The 13,555-nt window shown below is 60.2% G+C and carries 13 protein-coding genes; 7 read left to right on the top strand and 6 right to left on the bottom strand.

Annotated elements, in window-relative coordinates:
* Positions 1–52 precede the first annotated feature (52 nt).
* The 4 genes from C5750_RS00490 to aztA form a co-directional block, all read right to left on the bottom strand.
* Entirely contained in the window at positions 53–1,258 is a 1,206-nt protein-coding gene (locus C5750_RS00490) for a metallochaperone AztD (protein ID WP_105731916.1), read from the bottom strand.
* 108 nt (positions 1,259–1,366) lie between these two features.
* The gene (aztC, locus tag C5750_RS00485) at positions 1,367–2,302 is read right to left on the bottom strand and encodes a zinc ABC transporter substrate-binding protein AztC (protein WP_105731915.1); all 936 of its coding nucleotides are present in this window, start codon (positions 2,300–2,302) and stop codon (positions 1,367–1,369) included.
* A gap of 22 nt (positions 2,303–2,324) precedes the next feature.
* Positions 2,325–3,191 (bottom strand): zinc ABC transporter permease AztB, encoded by an 867-nt coding sequence (aztB, locus tag C5750_RS00480; protein WP_105731914.1) that lies wholly within the window; start codon positions 3,189–3,191, stop codon positions 2,325–2,327.
* 5 nt (positions 3,192–3,196) lie between these two features.
* Positions 3,197–4,012 (bottom strand): zinc ABC transporter ATP-binding protein AztA, encoded by an 816-nt coding sequence (aztA, locus tag C5750_RS00475; RefSeq protein ID WP_105731913.1) that lies wholly within the window; start codon positions 4,010–4,012, stop codon positions 3,197–3,199.
* A 255-nt stretch (positions 4,013–4,267) separates the two neighbouring features.
* On the opposite strand from aztA, the gene C5750_RS00470 reads away from it, so the two are divergent.
* Positions 4,268–4,672 carry a Fur family transcriptional regulator gene (locus C5750_RS00470; protein ID WP_105731912.1) on the top strand — a complete coding sequence of 135 codons (405 nt, stop codon included), beginning with the start codon at positions 4,268–4,270 and terminating at the stop codon, positions 4,670–4,672.
* Here the strand turns inward: C5750_RS00470 and C5750_RS00465 are convergent, their stop codons facing one another.
* Positions 4,673–5,311, bottom strand: a complete 639-nt coding sequence (locus tag C5750_RS00465) for a TetR/AcrR family transcriptional regulator (protein WP_245420946.1) — start codon at positions 5,309–5,311, stop codon at positions 4,673–4,675.
* 181 nt (positions 5,312–5,492) lie between these two features.
* Between C5750_RS00465 and C5750_RS00460 the strand changes: the two genes are divergently transcribed.
* Positions 5,493–6,671, top strand: a complete 1,179-nt coding sequence (locus tag C5750_RS00460; RefSeq protein ID WP_105731910.1) for an HlyD family secretion protein — start codon at positions 5,493–5,495, stop codon at positions 6,669–6,671.
* 26 nt (positions 6,672–6,697) lie between these two features.
* Positions 6,698–8,290 (top strand): DHA2 family efflux MFS transporter permease subunit, encoded by a 1,593-nt coding sequence (locus tag C5750_RS00455; protein WP_105731909.1) that lies wholly within the window; start codon positions 6,698–6,700, stop codon positions 8,288–8,290.
* On the opposite strand, the gene C5750_RS00450 is transcribed toward C5750_RS00455, so the two are convergent.
* A complete protein-coding gene (locus tag C5750_RS00450) occupies positions 8,287–8,985 on the bottom strand; it encodes an MOSC domain-containing protein (RefSeq protein ID WP_105731908.1) in 699 nt (232 codons plus the stop codon). The two genes, C5750_RS00455 and C5750_RS00450, sit on opposite strands and share 4 nt — an antisense overlap.
* Positions 8,986–9,445: 460 nt before the next feature.
* On the opposite strand from C5750_RS00450, the gene C5750_RS00445 reads away from it, so the two are divergent.
* From C5750_RS00445 to C5750_RS00430, 4 genes are all read left to right on the top strand, one after another.
* Positions 9,446–10,549: an ABC transporter substrate-binding protein gene (locus C5750_RS00445; RefSeq protein WP_105731907.1), complete on the top strand. Its 1,104-nt coding sequence runs from the start codon at positions 9,446–9,448 to the stop codon at positions 10,547–10,549.
* A gap of 252 nt (positions 10,550–10,801) precedes the next feature.
* Entirely contained in the window at positions 10,802–11,617 is an 816-nt protein-coding gene (locus tag C5750_RS00440; protein WP_425350416.1) for an ABC transporter permease, read from the top strand.
* Positions 11,614–12,405: an ABC transporter permease gene (locus tag C5750_RS00435; protein WP_105731905.1), complete on the top strand. Its 792-nt coding sequence runs from the start codon at positions 11,614–11,616 to the stop codon at positions 12,403–12,405. Before C5750_RS00440 ends, C5750_RS00435 begins: the two co-directional genes overlap by 4 nt.
* A 15-nt stretch (positions 12,406–12,420) precedes the next feature.
* Entirely contained in the window at positions 12,421–13,488 is a 1,068-nt protein-coding gene (locus C5750_RS00430) for an ABC transporter ATP-binding protein (protein ID WP_105731904.1), read from the top strand.
* Positions 13,489–13,555 lie beyond the last annotated feature (67 nt).

Genomic DNA, 13,555 nt, shown 5'->3' with positions numbered 1-13,555 from the left:
ATTGCCCTCAAGAAATGGCCTGCCGCGGGGGATCGCTGCAGGCCGGATAACATCAATCGTGAACCTCGCCGGAGCCGCCGGCGGCCACGACATTGAAAGGCTTGCCGTCGAGCGCGATCTCGCGGTCTTTCGCGAAGGCGGCCGCCTTGATCACGTGCAGGCGGCTTTTCAGGGGATCGCTGACGATGATCTCGTCGCCGGCAACGGCAATGCGCGGCCGCGGCAGGCTCCAGTGGCCGTCCATGCTGTAGGGTTCGGTCAGCTTGAGCGATTTTTCGATTGTGGCGGTAATGACATTCAGCTGGTGCAGCTGGCCGTCCTCGGTGAAGATGTAGGCAAATTGCGGCCGGGCTGAATCCACGGCAAAATGCACGCGGCGGGCCGGCAGTTCGACCCGGCGGAACGGTTCGGTATCGCCCGGCTCCACCAGCACCACCGCCTGCGGACCGTAATTGCCGAGGAAATATTGCAGACCCTTGCCGCCGAGGAGCGTGGTGATCTTGCCATCAGGCAGCGATGCCGCATAGGCGAGATGGCTGATCTCGGGCGCATCCGCGCCGGATTTGACCAGGAGCAGCCCGGTCTTGCAGGCGATGGCCAGAATATTGCCTGACGATGCTTCCCCATGCAGATCGGGGCATGCATGCAGCGAACCGACCGGGAACCCATCCCCGCCGAGAACCTTGATGCCGACGGGCAGTTCATCCACCGGCTTTTCCGGATGCGGTTCCGTCACCAGAACCGTGCCGCCATAGGAGATGGCAACGCCGTGATGCGGCGAGGCCAGCTTGATGCTGCGCGCATCGGCTTTTCCGGCCAGCACATCCTTTTCCCTGACGATCTTGACCACCCCATCGCCGTCGAAGAACTGGGCAATGTTGCCATTGTGATCGACGAAGTGCGAAGGCCGCTGGCCTTCCAGCTTCAGATCAAGCAGTTTTGGCGCCTCGACCTTGAGATCGCCATGGGCGCCATGGTCCTCCACGGCAATTCCGGTCGACAGGACCGCAACCTCGCCGCCGTCGCGCTGCACGGCAAAAATCGTTTTTCCGCTGTCGGACAGCGACAGGCCGGCCGGTGCCTTCACCGTGAACGTATCGATGATCCCACCGGTCCGCGGATCGAGCACGCGGATGGTCGGCTCCGCATGATCCGAGACGAAAATGCGCCAGGCGGTCTGCTCATTGGCCAGTGCGGGCAAGGCGGCAAAGCCGAAGGCCATGGCGAGGGGCAGTGCTTTCTTCAGATGTCGTGACATGCTTGTTCCTTTATGTGTCGTGGGAGTCCTGCTGGTATAATGTAATAACATTACATTTGTGCCAATGAAAAAAGCGGAGTCATCCCCCGCTTTTTCCGGCGCAGCCGATCAGCTGCCGAGAATGGCCTTTTTGAACGCACTGATATTGTGGTGCATCATGTCGATATAGGTGCTGGCGCCTTCGCCCGGTTCCGACAGGGCATCGGAGAACAGCGTGCCGCCGACTTTCAGCTTGGTCTCGCTGGCGATCTGTTCGATCAGGCGCGGATTGGTGATGTTCTCGACGAAGATCGCCGAGGCCTTGTCTTCCTTGACCTGCTTGATCAGCGCCACCACGTCGGCCGCCGACGGCTCCGCATCGGTCGACAGGCCTTCCGGTGCCAGGAACTTCAGACCATAGGCATGCTCGAAATAACCGAATGCATCGTGGGAGGTGATGATCAGGCGCTTGGCCTCCGGAATGGCGGCAATACCGGCCTTCACGTCGATCTCGGTCTGATCCAGCTTCTTCGTATAGTCCGCACCATTCTTCTTGTAGGTGTCGCAATTCGCCTTGTCGGCATTGCAGAAGGCATCGACGATGTTCTTCACATAGATCTTGGCATTGGCAATCGACTGGAACGCATGCGGGTCGAATGCACCGTGGTGGTGATGTTCGCCGCCGGCCTCCGCATGCCCTTCCTCTTCTTCCTGCGCCTTGAGCGGTTCGACACCCTTGGTCAATTCGACAATGGGCGCCTTGGTGCCGCTGGCCTCGACCAGCCGCGGCAGGAAGCCTTCAAACCCCAGGCCATTGACCAGAACGACATCGGCCTTTGCCAGTGCCGCCGCATCGGAAGGCTTGGGCTCATAGACATGGCTGTCGCCGTTCGGGCCGACGAGGTTGGTCAGGGAAATCTTGTCGCCGCCGACATTCTTGGCAAAATCCTCGATAATGGAAAAGCTGGAAACAACCTTCAACTCGGCAGCAAAGGCCGTGGAAGAACCCGCACCAAGTAATAGTATAACGTTTAAAGCCGTGGCGAATGTGAAAGCCTTGTGCATTGATAGTCTCCTTTATCTGGGTTTAGGCGGTTCTGTGGCGGTGGGAACGCATGCGGCTGCTGAGAACGCCGCGTGAGCCGGCAAGAATGGAGGCGATATACATCGCGCCAGCGGAAAGGATGATCGCCGGGCCGGACGGCAGGGCAAAATGATAGGAGATCAGCAGGCCCGCGACGCAGGATATGACCCCGATAAGAATGGCGACGGCGCACATCGGGCCGACACGGGTCGTCCAGAAGCGCGCGCCGGCGGCAGGCAGCATCATCAGGCCGACCGACAGCAGCGTCCCGAGCGCCTGGAAGCCGCCGACGAGATTGAGCACCACCAGCGCCAGGAAGATGAAATGCACGGGCGTGCCGATGCGGCTGACCGAGCGCAGGAACAGGGGATCAAGGCACTCGGCCACCAGGCCGCGCCAGAAAATGGCGAGGGTCACGATGCTGACGCCGCAGATCAGGCCGATCAGGCTCAGCGCTTCGTTGTTGAGGGCAAGGACCGTGCCGAACAGCACATGCATCAGGTCGACATTAGAGCCGCGCAGCGAAACGATCATCACCCCCAGCGCGAGGGATATCAGGTAGAAGGCAGCCATCGAGGCATCCTCCTTCTGGATGGTGAAGCGGGACACCGCCCCGGCGCCAAGCGCCACGATCACCCCGGCGATCAGCCCGCCAATGGTCATCGGCACGATCTGCAATCCGTAGAGCAGGAAACCGGCGGCAGCACCCGGCAGGATGGCATGCGACATGGCATCGCCGGTCAGGCTCATCCGCCGCAGCATCAGGAACACGCCGACGGGACAGGAACTGAGCGACAGCGCCAGCGAACCGAGCAGGGCGCGCTGCATGAAGCTGTAGTCGACGAAGGGTGCGATGAGGAAATCATACATCCGGATCAGGCCCCTGCCCGGCTGTGGCCATCATGATGGGCATGGTGCGGATGATCATGATTGTGACCGCCGCCGGCAGACGATTGCGCGTCATCCTCGCACCAGGGCGCACTCTCGGCCCAGGCCTCATGGAACTGGCGGGCATGCAGCAGGTTTTCCGGACGAAGCGTCTCCCGCGAGGCACCCCAGGCAATGGGCTTGCGCGCCAGAAGCAGGGTTTCGGGGAAATGCTCCCGCACCAGGTCGAGATCGTGGACCACGACCATGATGGTGCGCTTTTCGCCGTGCCAGCGCTTGATCAGCGCAATGAGATCGCCAACCGTCTTGGCATCGATGGCATTGAACGGTTCATCGAGCAGGATCAAATCGGCATCCTGCACCAGCACCCGGGCAAACAAGGCACGCTGCAATTGCCCGCCGGAAAGACTGTCGATGGGGCGCTTTTCAAAGCCGCCCAGCCCGACCCCCATCAATGCCCTTGAAACCTGCTCGCGATCTCCAGCGGTAAAGCGGCCGAGCAGGCCGCGCTTGGGCCAGAGCCCCAGCGAAACGAGATCGATGACCCGTGCCGGAAACGAGCGGTCCAGCTCCGATTGCTGCGGCAGATAGGCGACACGGATGTCCTTCTCGACCACGACGGAACCCGACATCGGCTTGAGAACACCGACGATACCCTTCATGAGCGTCGACTTGCCCGAACCGTTCGCCCCCACGACGGCGGTCAGCGACCCGCGTTCCACCACGCCGCTCAGGTGATGAACGGCCGGATGGCTGCGATAGCCAAGGGTAAGGTCACGAAAGGTCAGGCATTGGTCGGTCATGATACATCCGTATGCACGCGATAAGGGAAGTTCAACGGCTCACACCCATCACGTGTTTTCTTGACGTCTCGATATGTGATGTTATTACATTAGTCAACAATGGCGATTTTGAGAACGGGACAAATAATTTATCCACTGGCAGTCAACGGCGCCGCCACCTATCTTAAAGAGAGCAGATTTTGCGAAAAGAGACTTGTTTGCCGCTGTTTCACGCGATAGCTGCTTGGAAGTGCACTTTCAGGAGACCCGAAGGCAATGACAACCGCCCATGAGCTGACGAAGAACCAGGCGCTGGTGTTCAATACGTTGTCGCGCGCCGAAGGCCCCTTGAGCGCCTACACCATCCTCGACCAGCTGCGCGGCGACGGTTTCCGTGCACCGCTGCAGGTCTACCGCGCCCTGGAAAAACTGCTCGACTACGGCATGGTCCACCGTCTCGAAAGCATCAATGCCTTCGTCGCCTGCGCGCATCCCCACAATCACAGCCACAATCATGGCATGATCGCCTTCGCCATCTGCGAGAAATGCGGGCAGGTCTCGGAATTTTCCGACGATGTCATCACCCAGAGGGTCCGGGAATGGACCTCCCAGAACGGGTTCAAACAGACCAAGACGACAATCGAAATCCGCGGCGTCTGCGCCGCTTGCGGCACCGCCTGATCAGGCCTTGTAGGCCTTGAGAAACAGGTCGACGCCCGCCGTCACGGTCTTGCGGATCTGCTCCGGCTCCGGTTCCAGCTCCATCTGGCCGAACAGGCGGCGGCGCAGCAGGCCCGAATGGAAAAGGTCTGAAAGCTGATAGGCTGCCAACTCCGTATCCTCGATCGCGAGAGATCCGGCAGCGACATGTTTGTCCAAAAGCGCGCGCATCAGGGCAAGACCCTTTTTCGGCCCCTTTTCGTAAAAGCTGGAACTCATGGAGGGCATGCGCTCCGCCACGCCGATGATGACGCGCTGCGCCCGGATACCGGCATTCGATGTAATCAGCGTCGACAGTGAGATGCCGAACTGGATCAAGGCTTCGCGCAGGTCGCTGTTATTGCTCTCCAGTGCCTGGTAGATGCCGTCGAACAGCGCCGCCTTGTATTGCTGGCACAGGTCGATGAACAGCTCTTCCTTGTTGTTGAAATAGACATAGATCGTGCCCTTGGACACGCCCGCCTCGCGGGTGATGTCATTCATGCTGGCCGCATCGAAGCCCATCTGCGAGAAGACGCGATTGGCCCCATCCAGTATCTGCTGCCGTTTGACGGGGTCCTGCCCTGCGGCCAGACGGCCGGGGCGTTCGGAAGCGGTCATGCCTGGGTCCACAACGGATGCCTTGGTAGACGACATATTAGTCAAGTTTCCTCATTTTTGATTCTTTTTCGAACCAAGCGGTTCGATCCCCTTGATATGCGCTCTCATTTGCGCTATGTCAACGATCGAACCGATTGGTTCAATCAGTTTTCAGATTGAACATCTGTAGAAAGAGCCCTCTATGTCCGCGCCGAAATCCACCAACGAGGCTGAGATTCGTCAGTTCCCTGCACCTGCCCCTGCTTCCAAGGTGGAAGCACCGGCGAAAAGTGAAGCCCCGCAGCATGAGGTGGCCGCCACGACCCCGGCACCGCCAAAACGCTCGGTGAAGCGCTTCATATTGCCCGTCATCATTGTCGCTGCCGTCGGCGCCGGTGCCTGGTATGGCCATGAATGGTGGACAACGGGCCGCTTCATGGTCTCGACCGACGACGCCTACATCCAGGGCGACATCACGGCCATTGCGCCGAAGATCACCGGCTATATCGATACGATCAACGTCGTTGCCAACCAGCGCGTCAAGGCGGGCGATCCGCTGATCACACTCGACAATGGCGACTATACCATCGCGGAAGAACAGGCCGAGGCGCAGATCGCGACACAGCGCCTGACGCTTCTGCGCATCCAGGCCCAGACGGAAGCTGCCAAGGCATCCGTCAAGCAGGTCGAAGCCGGCAAGGTCGCCGCACAGGCGGTTCTGACCAATGCGGAAGCCGCCGCAACCCGCGCCGGCCAGCTGCATGCGACGCGTTTTGCCTCCCAGTCCCAGCTCGACGACGCCACCGCCGCGCTTGACCAGGCCAAGGCGAACCTCGTTTCCGCCGACGCCCAGATCGCTGCGGCGGTTGCCAATGTCGGTGTGCTCGAAGCCCAGTACAAGGAAGCCGAGGGTTCCATCGCCTCGCTGCAGCTGAGCAAGGACAAGGCCGCCCGCGACCTCTCCTTCACCGTCATCCGCGCGCCTCTCGATGGCGTCGTCGGCAATCTCTCGGCCAAGAAGGGCGATCTCGTCACTCCAGGCCAGCGGCTTGCCGCGCTTGTTCCCGTCAATGCGCTCTATATCGACGCGAACTACAAGGAAACGCAGCTGCGTGACATCGTGCCGGGCGAAAAGGTGCGGGTACGGGTCGATGCGCTCTCCGGTGACACGTTTGAAGGCACCGTCGCCTCGATTGCTCCGGCATCGGGCGCCGTCTTCTCGCTGCTCCCGGCCGAAAATGCCACGGGCAACTTCACCAAGGTTGTCCAGCGCGTGCCGGTTCGCATCGCCCTGCCCGCTGACATTCTGGCATCCGGCAGGCTTCAGGCGGGCCTGAGCGTCATCGTTGACGTCGATACCCGCACGGCACCGGCCAAGTAAGCGTCCCCAGCAGCGGAACCCGGATCATGTCGAGCACGACCATCAGCGGAAAGCCAGCGGCACCGGCCGTGCCGTCCGACCATATCGATCCGAAGAAAGCCATCGCCTTCGTGGCGATGGTCTTCGGCATGTTCATGGCCATTCTCGACATCCAGATCGTGTCGGCGTCGCTTGCCGAAATTCAGGCGGGTCTGAGCGCAAGCTCCGACGAGATTTCCTGGGTCCAGACCTCCTATCTCATCGCCGAAGTCATCATGATCCCGCTGTCCGGCTTCCTCGGCCGGCTCCTGTCGACGCGCGTCCTGTTCACCATTTCCGCGGCGGGTTTCACCGCGGCCAGCATTCTGTGCGCCACCGCCTCCAACATCGACCAGATGATCGTCTACCGCGCCATCCAGGGTTTCATCGGCGGCGGCATGATCCCCAGCGTGTTCGCGGCAGCCTTCACCATCTTCCCGCCTTCCAAGCGCTCGATCGTCTCGCCCATCATCGGCCTCGTGGCAACGCTGGCGCCGACCATCGGACCGACTGTCGGCGGCTATCTCAGCCACGCCTTTTCCTGGCACTGGCTGTTCCTCGTCAACGTCATTCCCGGCATTATCGTTGCCTTTGCCGCATGGAACCTCATCGACTTCGACAAGGGCGACAAGTCACTGTTCAGCAAGTTCGACTGGTGGGGCCTGGCCGGCATGGGCGCGTTCCTCGGCTCGCTCGAATATGTGCTCGAGGAGGGCCCGCGCAATGACTGGCTGCAGGACAGCACCATCTTCTTCTTCGCCATCGTTCTCGTCATCGGTGCGCTGCTGTTCTTCTACCGTGCCTTCACCGCCGAGGAACCGATCGTCGATCTGCGCGCCTTCAAAAACCTCAATTTCGCCTTCGGCTCGGTATTCTCCTTCATCATGGGCGTCGGCCTCTACGGCCTGACCTATCTCTATCCGCTCTATCTCGGCCGCATCCGGGGCTATGATGCGCTGATGATCGGCGAAGCCCTGTTCGTCAGCGGCCTGGCCATGTTCATGACCGCGCCCGTCGCCGGTTTCCTGTCCAACCGCATGGATCCGCGCCTGATGATGATGATCGGCTTCATCGGTTTTGCCGCGGGCACCTGGACCATGACTGGCCTCACCGCCGACTGGGATTTCTACGAATTGCTGCTGCCGCAGATCCTGCGCGGCTGCTCGCTGATGCTGTGCATGGTGCCGATCAACAATCTGGCGCTCGGCACCCTGCCGCTGTCCCGCCTCAAGAACGCTTCGGGCCTTTTCAACCTGACGCGCAACCTCGGCGGCGCCGTGGGCCTTGCCGTCATCAACACGATTTTGACGGATCGCGGCGTCAAGCATTATGCCCAGCTGTCCGAAAAAGTGCGCTGGGGCAATCCGGAAGCCGAGAATCTGATGGCCAGCATGGCCAAGAATTTCCAGTCCCGCGGCATTGACGGCTCAAGCGCCGCGCTCAGCCGGATTTCCGGCATGGTGCACCAGCAGGCCTCGCTGATGTCGTTCATGGACGTCTTCTATATCCTGACGATGCTGTTCGCCACGCTCGCCCTCTTTGCCGTGCTCATGCGCAAACCGGCACCCGCTGCCTCGGGCGGCGGAGGCGGCGGGCACTAACCCGCCTGTTCGCCCTTGAGGCGGCTTGACCAGTCCTCGACCTTGCCGGTGGCCAGACGGCGCTCGGCATAACGGCGCCATCCATCGGGAAGCCGTTCCAGCGCGGCCATCTGCGCCAATTCATCGAGGTTCATGGTGTCCACGTACAGCGTGCGCCACAGCCGGTGGATAGTCCACTCGGGCGAAGTCCGGTCAATGAGCGCCAGCGTGTCACCGGGCGCGACATAGCCGCTTTGCAGAACCCGGTAATACCAGCCGGTCCGTCCCGTTTTCTGCACCCGCATGGACATGTCGGCGACGCCGAAACGTGCGGTCAGCTTCCAGCAGGGCTGGCGTCCCTGCGAGACCTCGACACGCGCCCCGCCCAGCTGGAACACATCACCGAGTGCCACCGTGGTCTCATCAAGCCCGGTGGTCGATATATTCTCGCCGAAGGCCCCGGCCTGTTCGAGGAGGGGGATTGCCCCGATATCGGCAACCCATTTGTCATAGTGATCGTAGGGATAGTGGTGGACGGCCTTCTCGATGCCGCCATGGCGCACGGGATCGCCCTGCGCATCCCCCTCAAAACCGGTCTCGCCAAGCCAGAGCCGCCCGTTGACCGGCTTTTTTGCGATCCCGCTCGGTATTTTTTTGTCGCCGAGCGGCGCGAGGGCACCGGTCAGCAGTGCGATTGTACAATCTTTGATCGTCATGATGCCCGGTTTTCTAGCAGGATTTGCGCCGAATTGCGACCCGAATCCAGCACCGCGATTCCACCGGAAAACGGTGGTGCCGCGGTATCCGCCAGACGCGGCAGATCCCCGAATTTTTGCAAAATAATGTTAGTCCGCTAAGCGGATTTTTCGAGCCCCCGCCGGTCCTTGTGGACGAGCATGTCGCAGGAAATCAAATGCGACATTCATTATTCGGCTAAGTGACGCTCACGCCAATCTTTTTGTCGTTATGGGAGCAATTCCGCGCCCTGTCCAGACACTGTCATAATTCTCGCGCGAGCGAATTGCTAAGCCACCAAAAAAATGTTTCACTTCTTTCCACTGCTCAGGAAAAGACGTTCGCGGGCCTGTCATCTAACTGACATGAGAGCCCTATATCGGGAGGCAGGAACGTCGAAAAAGAGCCAATGACGTTTGTCGCTTAAACAGGGGTGTTAAAATGGTTGTTTCTTCAAAACGCTTGCTCTCTCTATCGACAGCGCTGCTGTTCGCAAGCACCACGCTTTCGTTCGCGGACGCACCAGCCGATTTGGTTGCCGCCGCGAAAAAGGAAGGGTCGCTGACGACGATCGCATTGCCGCACGACTGGTGTGGTTACGGCGACATCATTGCCGGCTTCAAGGCAAAGTATGGCCTGACCGTCAACGAACTCAATCCGGATGCCGGATCGAAGGACGAAGTCGAAGCGATCAAGGCCAACAAGGACAACAAGGGCCCGCAGGCGCCTGACGTCATCGACGTCGGTCTTTCCTTTGGCCCCGATGCCAAGAAAGACGGCCTGACACTGCCTTACAAGGTTTCCACCTGGGATTCGATCCCGGCCGAACTGAAGGATGCCGACGGCCATTGGTATGGCGACTATTACGGCGTCATGTCGTTCGAAGTGAACACCGACATCGTCAAGAACGTTCCGAAGGATTGGGCTGACCTGCTCAAGCCGGAATATGCCAATACCGTTGCGCTTGCCGGTGATCCGCGCGCTTCCAACCAGGCGATTCTCGCCGTCCAGGCTGCCGGCGCATCGACCGGTGCCAAGCCCGGTGCCGCTGCCGCTGAAGCCGGCCTGAAGTATTTTGCCGACCTCAACAAGGCAGGCAATTTCGTTCCGGTTATCGGCAAATCCGGTACGCTCGCCCAGGGTGCAACCCCGATCATCATCAACTGGGACTACAATGCGCTTGCCGGCCGCGACACACTCAAGGGCAACCCGCCGGTTGAAGTCGTTGTGCCCGCATCGGGCGTTCTTGCCGGTGTGTATGTTCAGGCCATCAGCGCCTACGCACCGCATCCCAATGCCGCCAAGCTCTGGATGGAATATATCTATTCCGATGAAGGCCAGATCGGTTACCTCAAGGGCTATTGCCACCCGACCCGCTTCAAGGATCTGGTGAAGAACAACAAGGTACCGAAGGAAGTCCTCGACAAGCTGCCCCCGGCTGCTGCCTACGAAAAGGCCTTCTTCCCGACGCTTGATGAACAGGCTGCCGCCAAGGAAGCCATCACCAAGGGCTGGGACAAGGTTGTCGGCGCCAACGTCAAGTAATCTCTGCCTATCGGGTCCCCGTGGAAACATCCGCGGGGATTCCCCTTTTCAGAGACAGGACGTCCCGGCGCGCCCTCGGCTTGAACCGGCGGCCAGTTTGTTCGCTTCGCAAATGATGCGGCAGCGGCTATAATGCAGCTCAGAAAGCGGTCTTCAAAATCCATGAGTGCGATTTCAGAAGCAAGCACCTCCTCCATCCCACCTGCCGCCACCCAGGAGCGCAAGCGCTTGTCGCTTGACTGGCTCGGCGTCATGCCGTTCTTCCTGTTTGCCGTAATGTTCCTGGTTTTGCCGACGATCTATCTCGTCGCCGGCGCGTTTCAGGATGCGCAGGGCAATCTGACTTTCGCCAATCTGGTCAACCTGTTCCAGCCGTCCATCATCGATGCATATGTGATATCGATCAAGATTTCGCTGACATCGGCGCTGCTTGGCGCATTCATCGGCTTCAGCATTGCTGCTGCGATCACTTTGGGCGGCCTGCCGAGCTGGATCCGCGCACCGATGATGACATTCTCGGGCGTTGCCTCGAATTTCGCCGGCGTTCCGCTTGCCTACGCCTTTCTGTTCACACTCGGACGCACCGGCCTCGTCACGTACCTTCTGGTCAACGTCTTCGGGTTCAATCTCTACGCCCACGGTTTCAATCTCCTCAGTTTCTGGGGCCTGACCATCACCTATCTCTACTTCCAGATTCCGCTGATGGTGCTGATCATCACACCGGCGCTGGACGGGCTGAAGCGGGAATGGAAGGAAGCCGCGCTCATTCTCGGCGCAACCGGGCCGCAATACTGGCGCATGGTCGCCTTCCCGATCCTGTGGCCGGCCCTGCTTGGCACCATTCTGCTGCTTTTCGCCAATTCCTTCGGTGCCATCGCCACGGCCTATGCGCTGACCGGCTCATCGCTGAGCATCGTGCCGATCGTCCTCTACGCGCAGATTCGCGGTGACGTCCTGCAGGACCCGCAGCTCGGCTATGCCCTGGCCTTCGGCATGATCGTCATCACCGGTATTTCCAACGGCATCTACATCTGGATGCGCGCCCGCAGTGAACGGTGGCTCAAATGAAGAAAAACCGTTTCTGGTCCTGGGTCGCCCTCGCCTTCGGCATCCTCTATTTCGCCCTGCCGCTGATCGGCCTGTTTGAGTTTTCGCTGCGCATGCGGCGCGGGGTCTATTCGCTTGATGCCTATTGGGTCGTGCTGAGCGATCCCGGCTTCCAGGCGACGTTCGCCTATTCCGTCGTCATGGCCATCGCCACCATTTTCGTCGGCGTGCTGCTCATCGTTCCCACCGCCTATTGGGTACGCCTGCGCCTGCCGGGCTGGCGGCCGTTCATCGAGTTCATCACGCTGCTGCCGCTGGTCATTCCGGCGATTGTCATCGTGTTCGGCTATATCAGGCTGTACAACACGTCATCGATCCTGCCGCTGACCGGTTCGGCCATGGGCACCAACATCCTTTTATGCTTCGGCTACACGACCCTGGCGCTGCCCTACATGTACCGCGCGGTCGATACCGGCCTTGGCGCCATCGATATCCGCACCATGACGGAAGCCGCCGAAAGCCTGGGCGCAAGCCGGATAACCATCATGGCACGCATCATCCTGCCCAATGTGCTGATTGCGGTGCTGTCGGGTGCGTTCCTGACCTTCGCCATCGTCATCGGCGAATTCACCATGGCCGCCCTCCTGAACCGTCCGGCATTCGGGCCGTTCCTGCAGCTGCTTGGCGCCAACCGCGCCTATGAACCGGCGGCACTTTCCGTCATCGCCTTTGCCATCACCTGGGTTTGTATGGGGCTTATCCAGGTCGTCACCCGTTTCAACAAATCCCTCGCTGCAACCAAGCGATAATCGGGAACCTTGCCAATGTCATTTCTCACCATCAGCCATTTGAAAAAAAGTTTTGGACCCACGACGGTCGTTCACGATTTCAATCTGGACATCGAGAAGGGCGAATTCATCTCCTTCCTCGGCCCCAGCGGTTGCGGCAAGACGACGGTGCTGCGCATGGTGGCGGGCTTTGAAACACCGACGTCGGGCACGATCAGCATCGGCGGCAAGGACGTCGTCAACCTCAAGCCCAACCAGCGCAATATCGGCATGGTGTTCCAGGCCTATGCGCTTTTCCCCAACATGACCGTGGCGCAGAATGTCGCCTTCGGCCTGAAGGTTGCCAAGAAGCCGCAGGCGGAGATCAACGCGACGGTGCATGAGATGCTGTCGCTGATCAAGCTCGACCATCTGGCCGAGCGTTTCCCCTACCAGCTCTCCGGCGGCCAGCAGCAGCGCGTGGCGCTTGCCCGCGCCCTTGCCACCAAGCCGCAGGTTCTCCTGCTCGACGAGCCGTTGTCAGCGCTCGATGCCAAGATCCGCGTGTCGCTGCGTGAAGAGATCAGGGCGATCCAGCGCAAGCTTGGCATCACCACGATTTTCGTCACCCACGATCAGGAAGAGGCCCTGTCGATTTCCGACCGCATCGTCGTCATGTATGAGGGCAAGGCCGAGCAGGTCGGCGCGCCATTCGAGATTTACAACCAGCCCTCGTCGCGGTTCGTCGCGTCCTTTGTCGGCACGCTCAACACGCTGGATGCGGTTGTGCGCGATGCGGCCACCGGCACCATCACCGTCGACGGCAAGGATGTTTCGATCGGCCTGAAGCGCCTCAACGGCCACAAAACAGGCGACAAGATTTCCCTGGCCGTGCGCCCGGAGGCCGTGAGCCTCGGCGACGCGACCGGCAACCGCGAGACGACGCTGGACGGCAAGATCAACAGCGTGCATTTCCTTGGCTCGGTCATCCGCATCCGCGCCTCGCTCGGCCAGAACACCGTGTCCTTCGACACGTTTAACGATCCAAGTGCACCGCCGCCGGTGCCCGGCGAAGATGTCAAGGTCAGCCTTGCCGCCAAGGACCTGCTGGTTCTGGAGCATTGAAGGCCGGTATTGCTTGCAATCGGCAATCATGCTATTAGCTAGACTATCTTAGCTAATAGGATATTGT

The sequence above is a fragment of the Phyllobacterium myrsinacearum genome, from assembly GCF_002980555.1.
Classification (GTDB): Bacteria; Pseudomonadota; Alphaproteobacteria; order Rhizobiales; family Rhizobiaceae; genus Phyllobacterium; species Phyllobacterium myrsinacearum.
The sequence above is the reverse complement of the archived record's forward strand: the minus strand, read 5'-3'. Positions and strand labels throughout refer to the sequence as shown.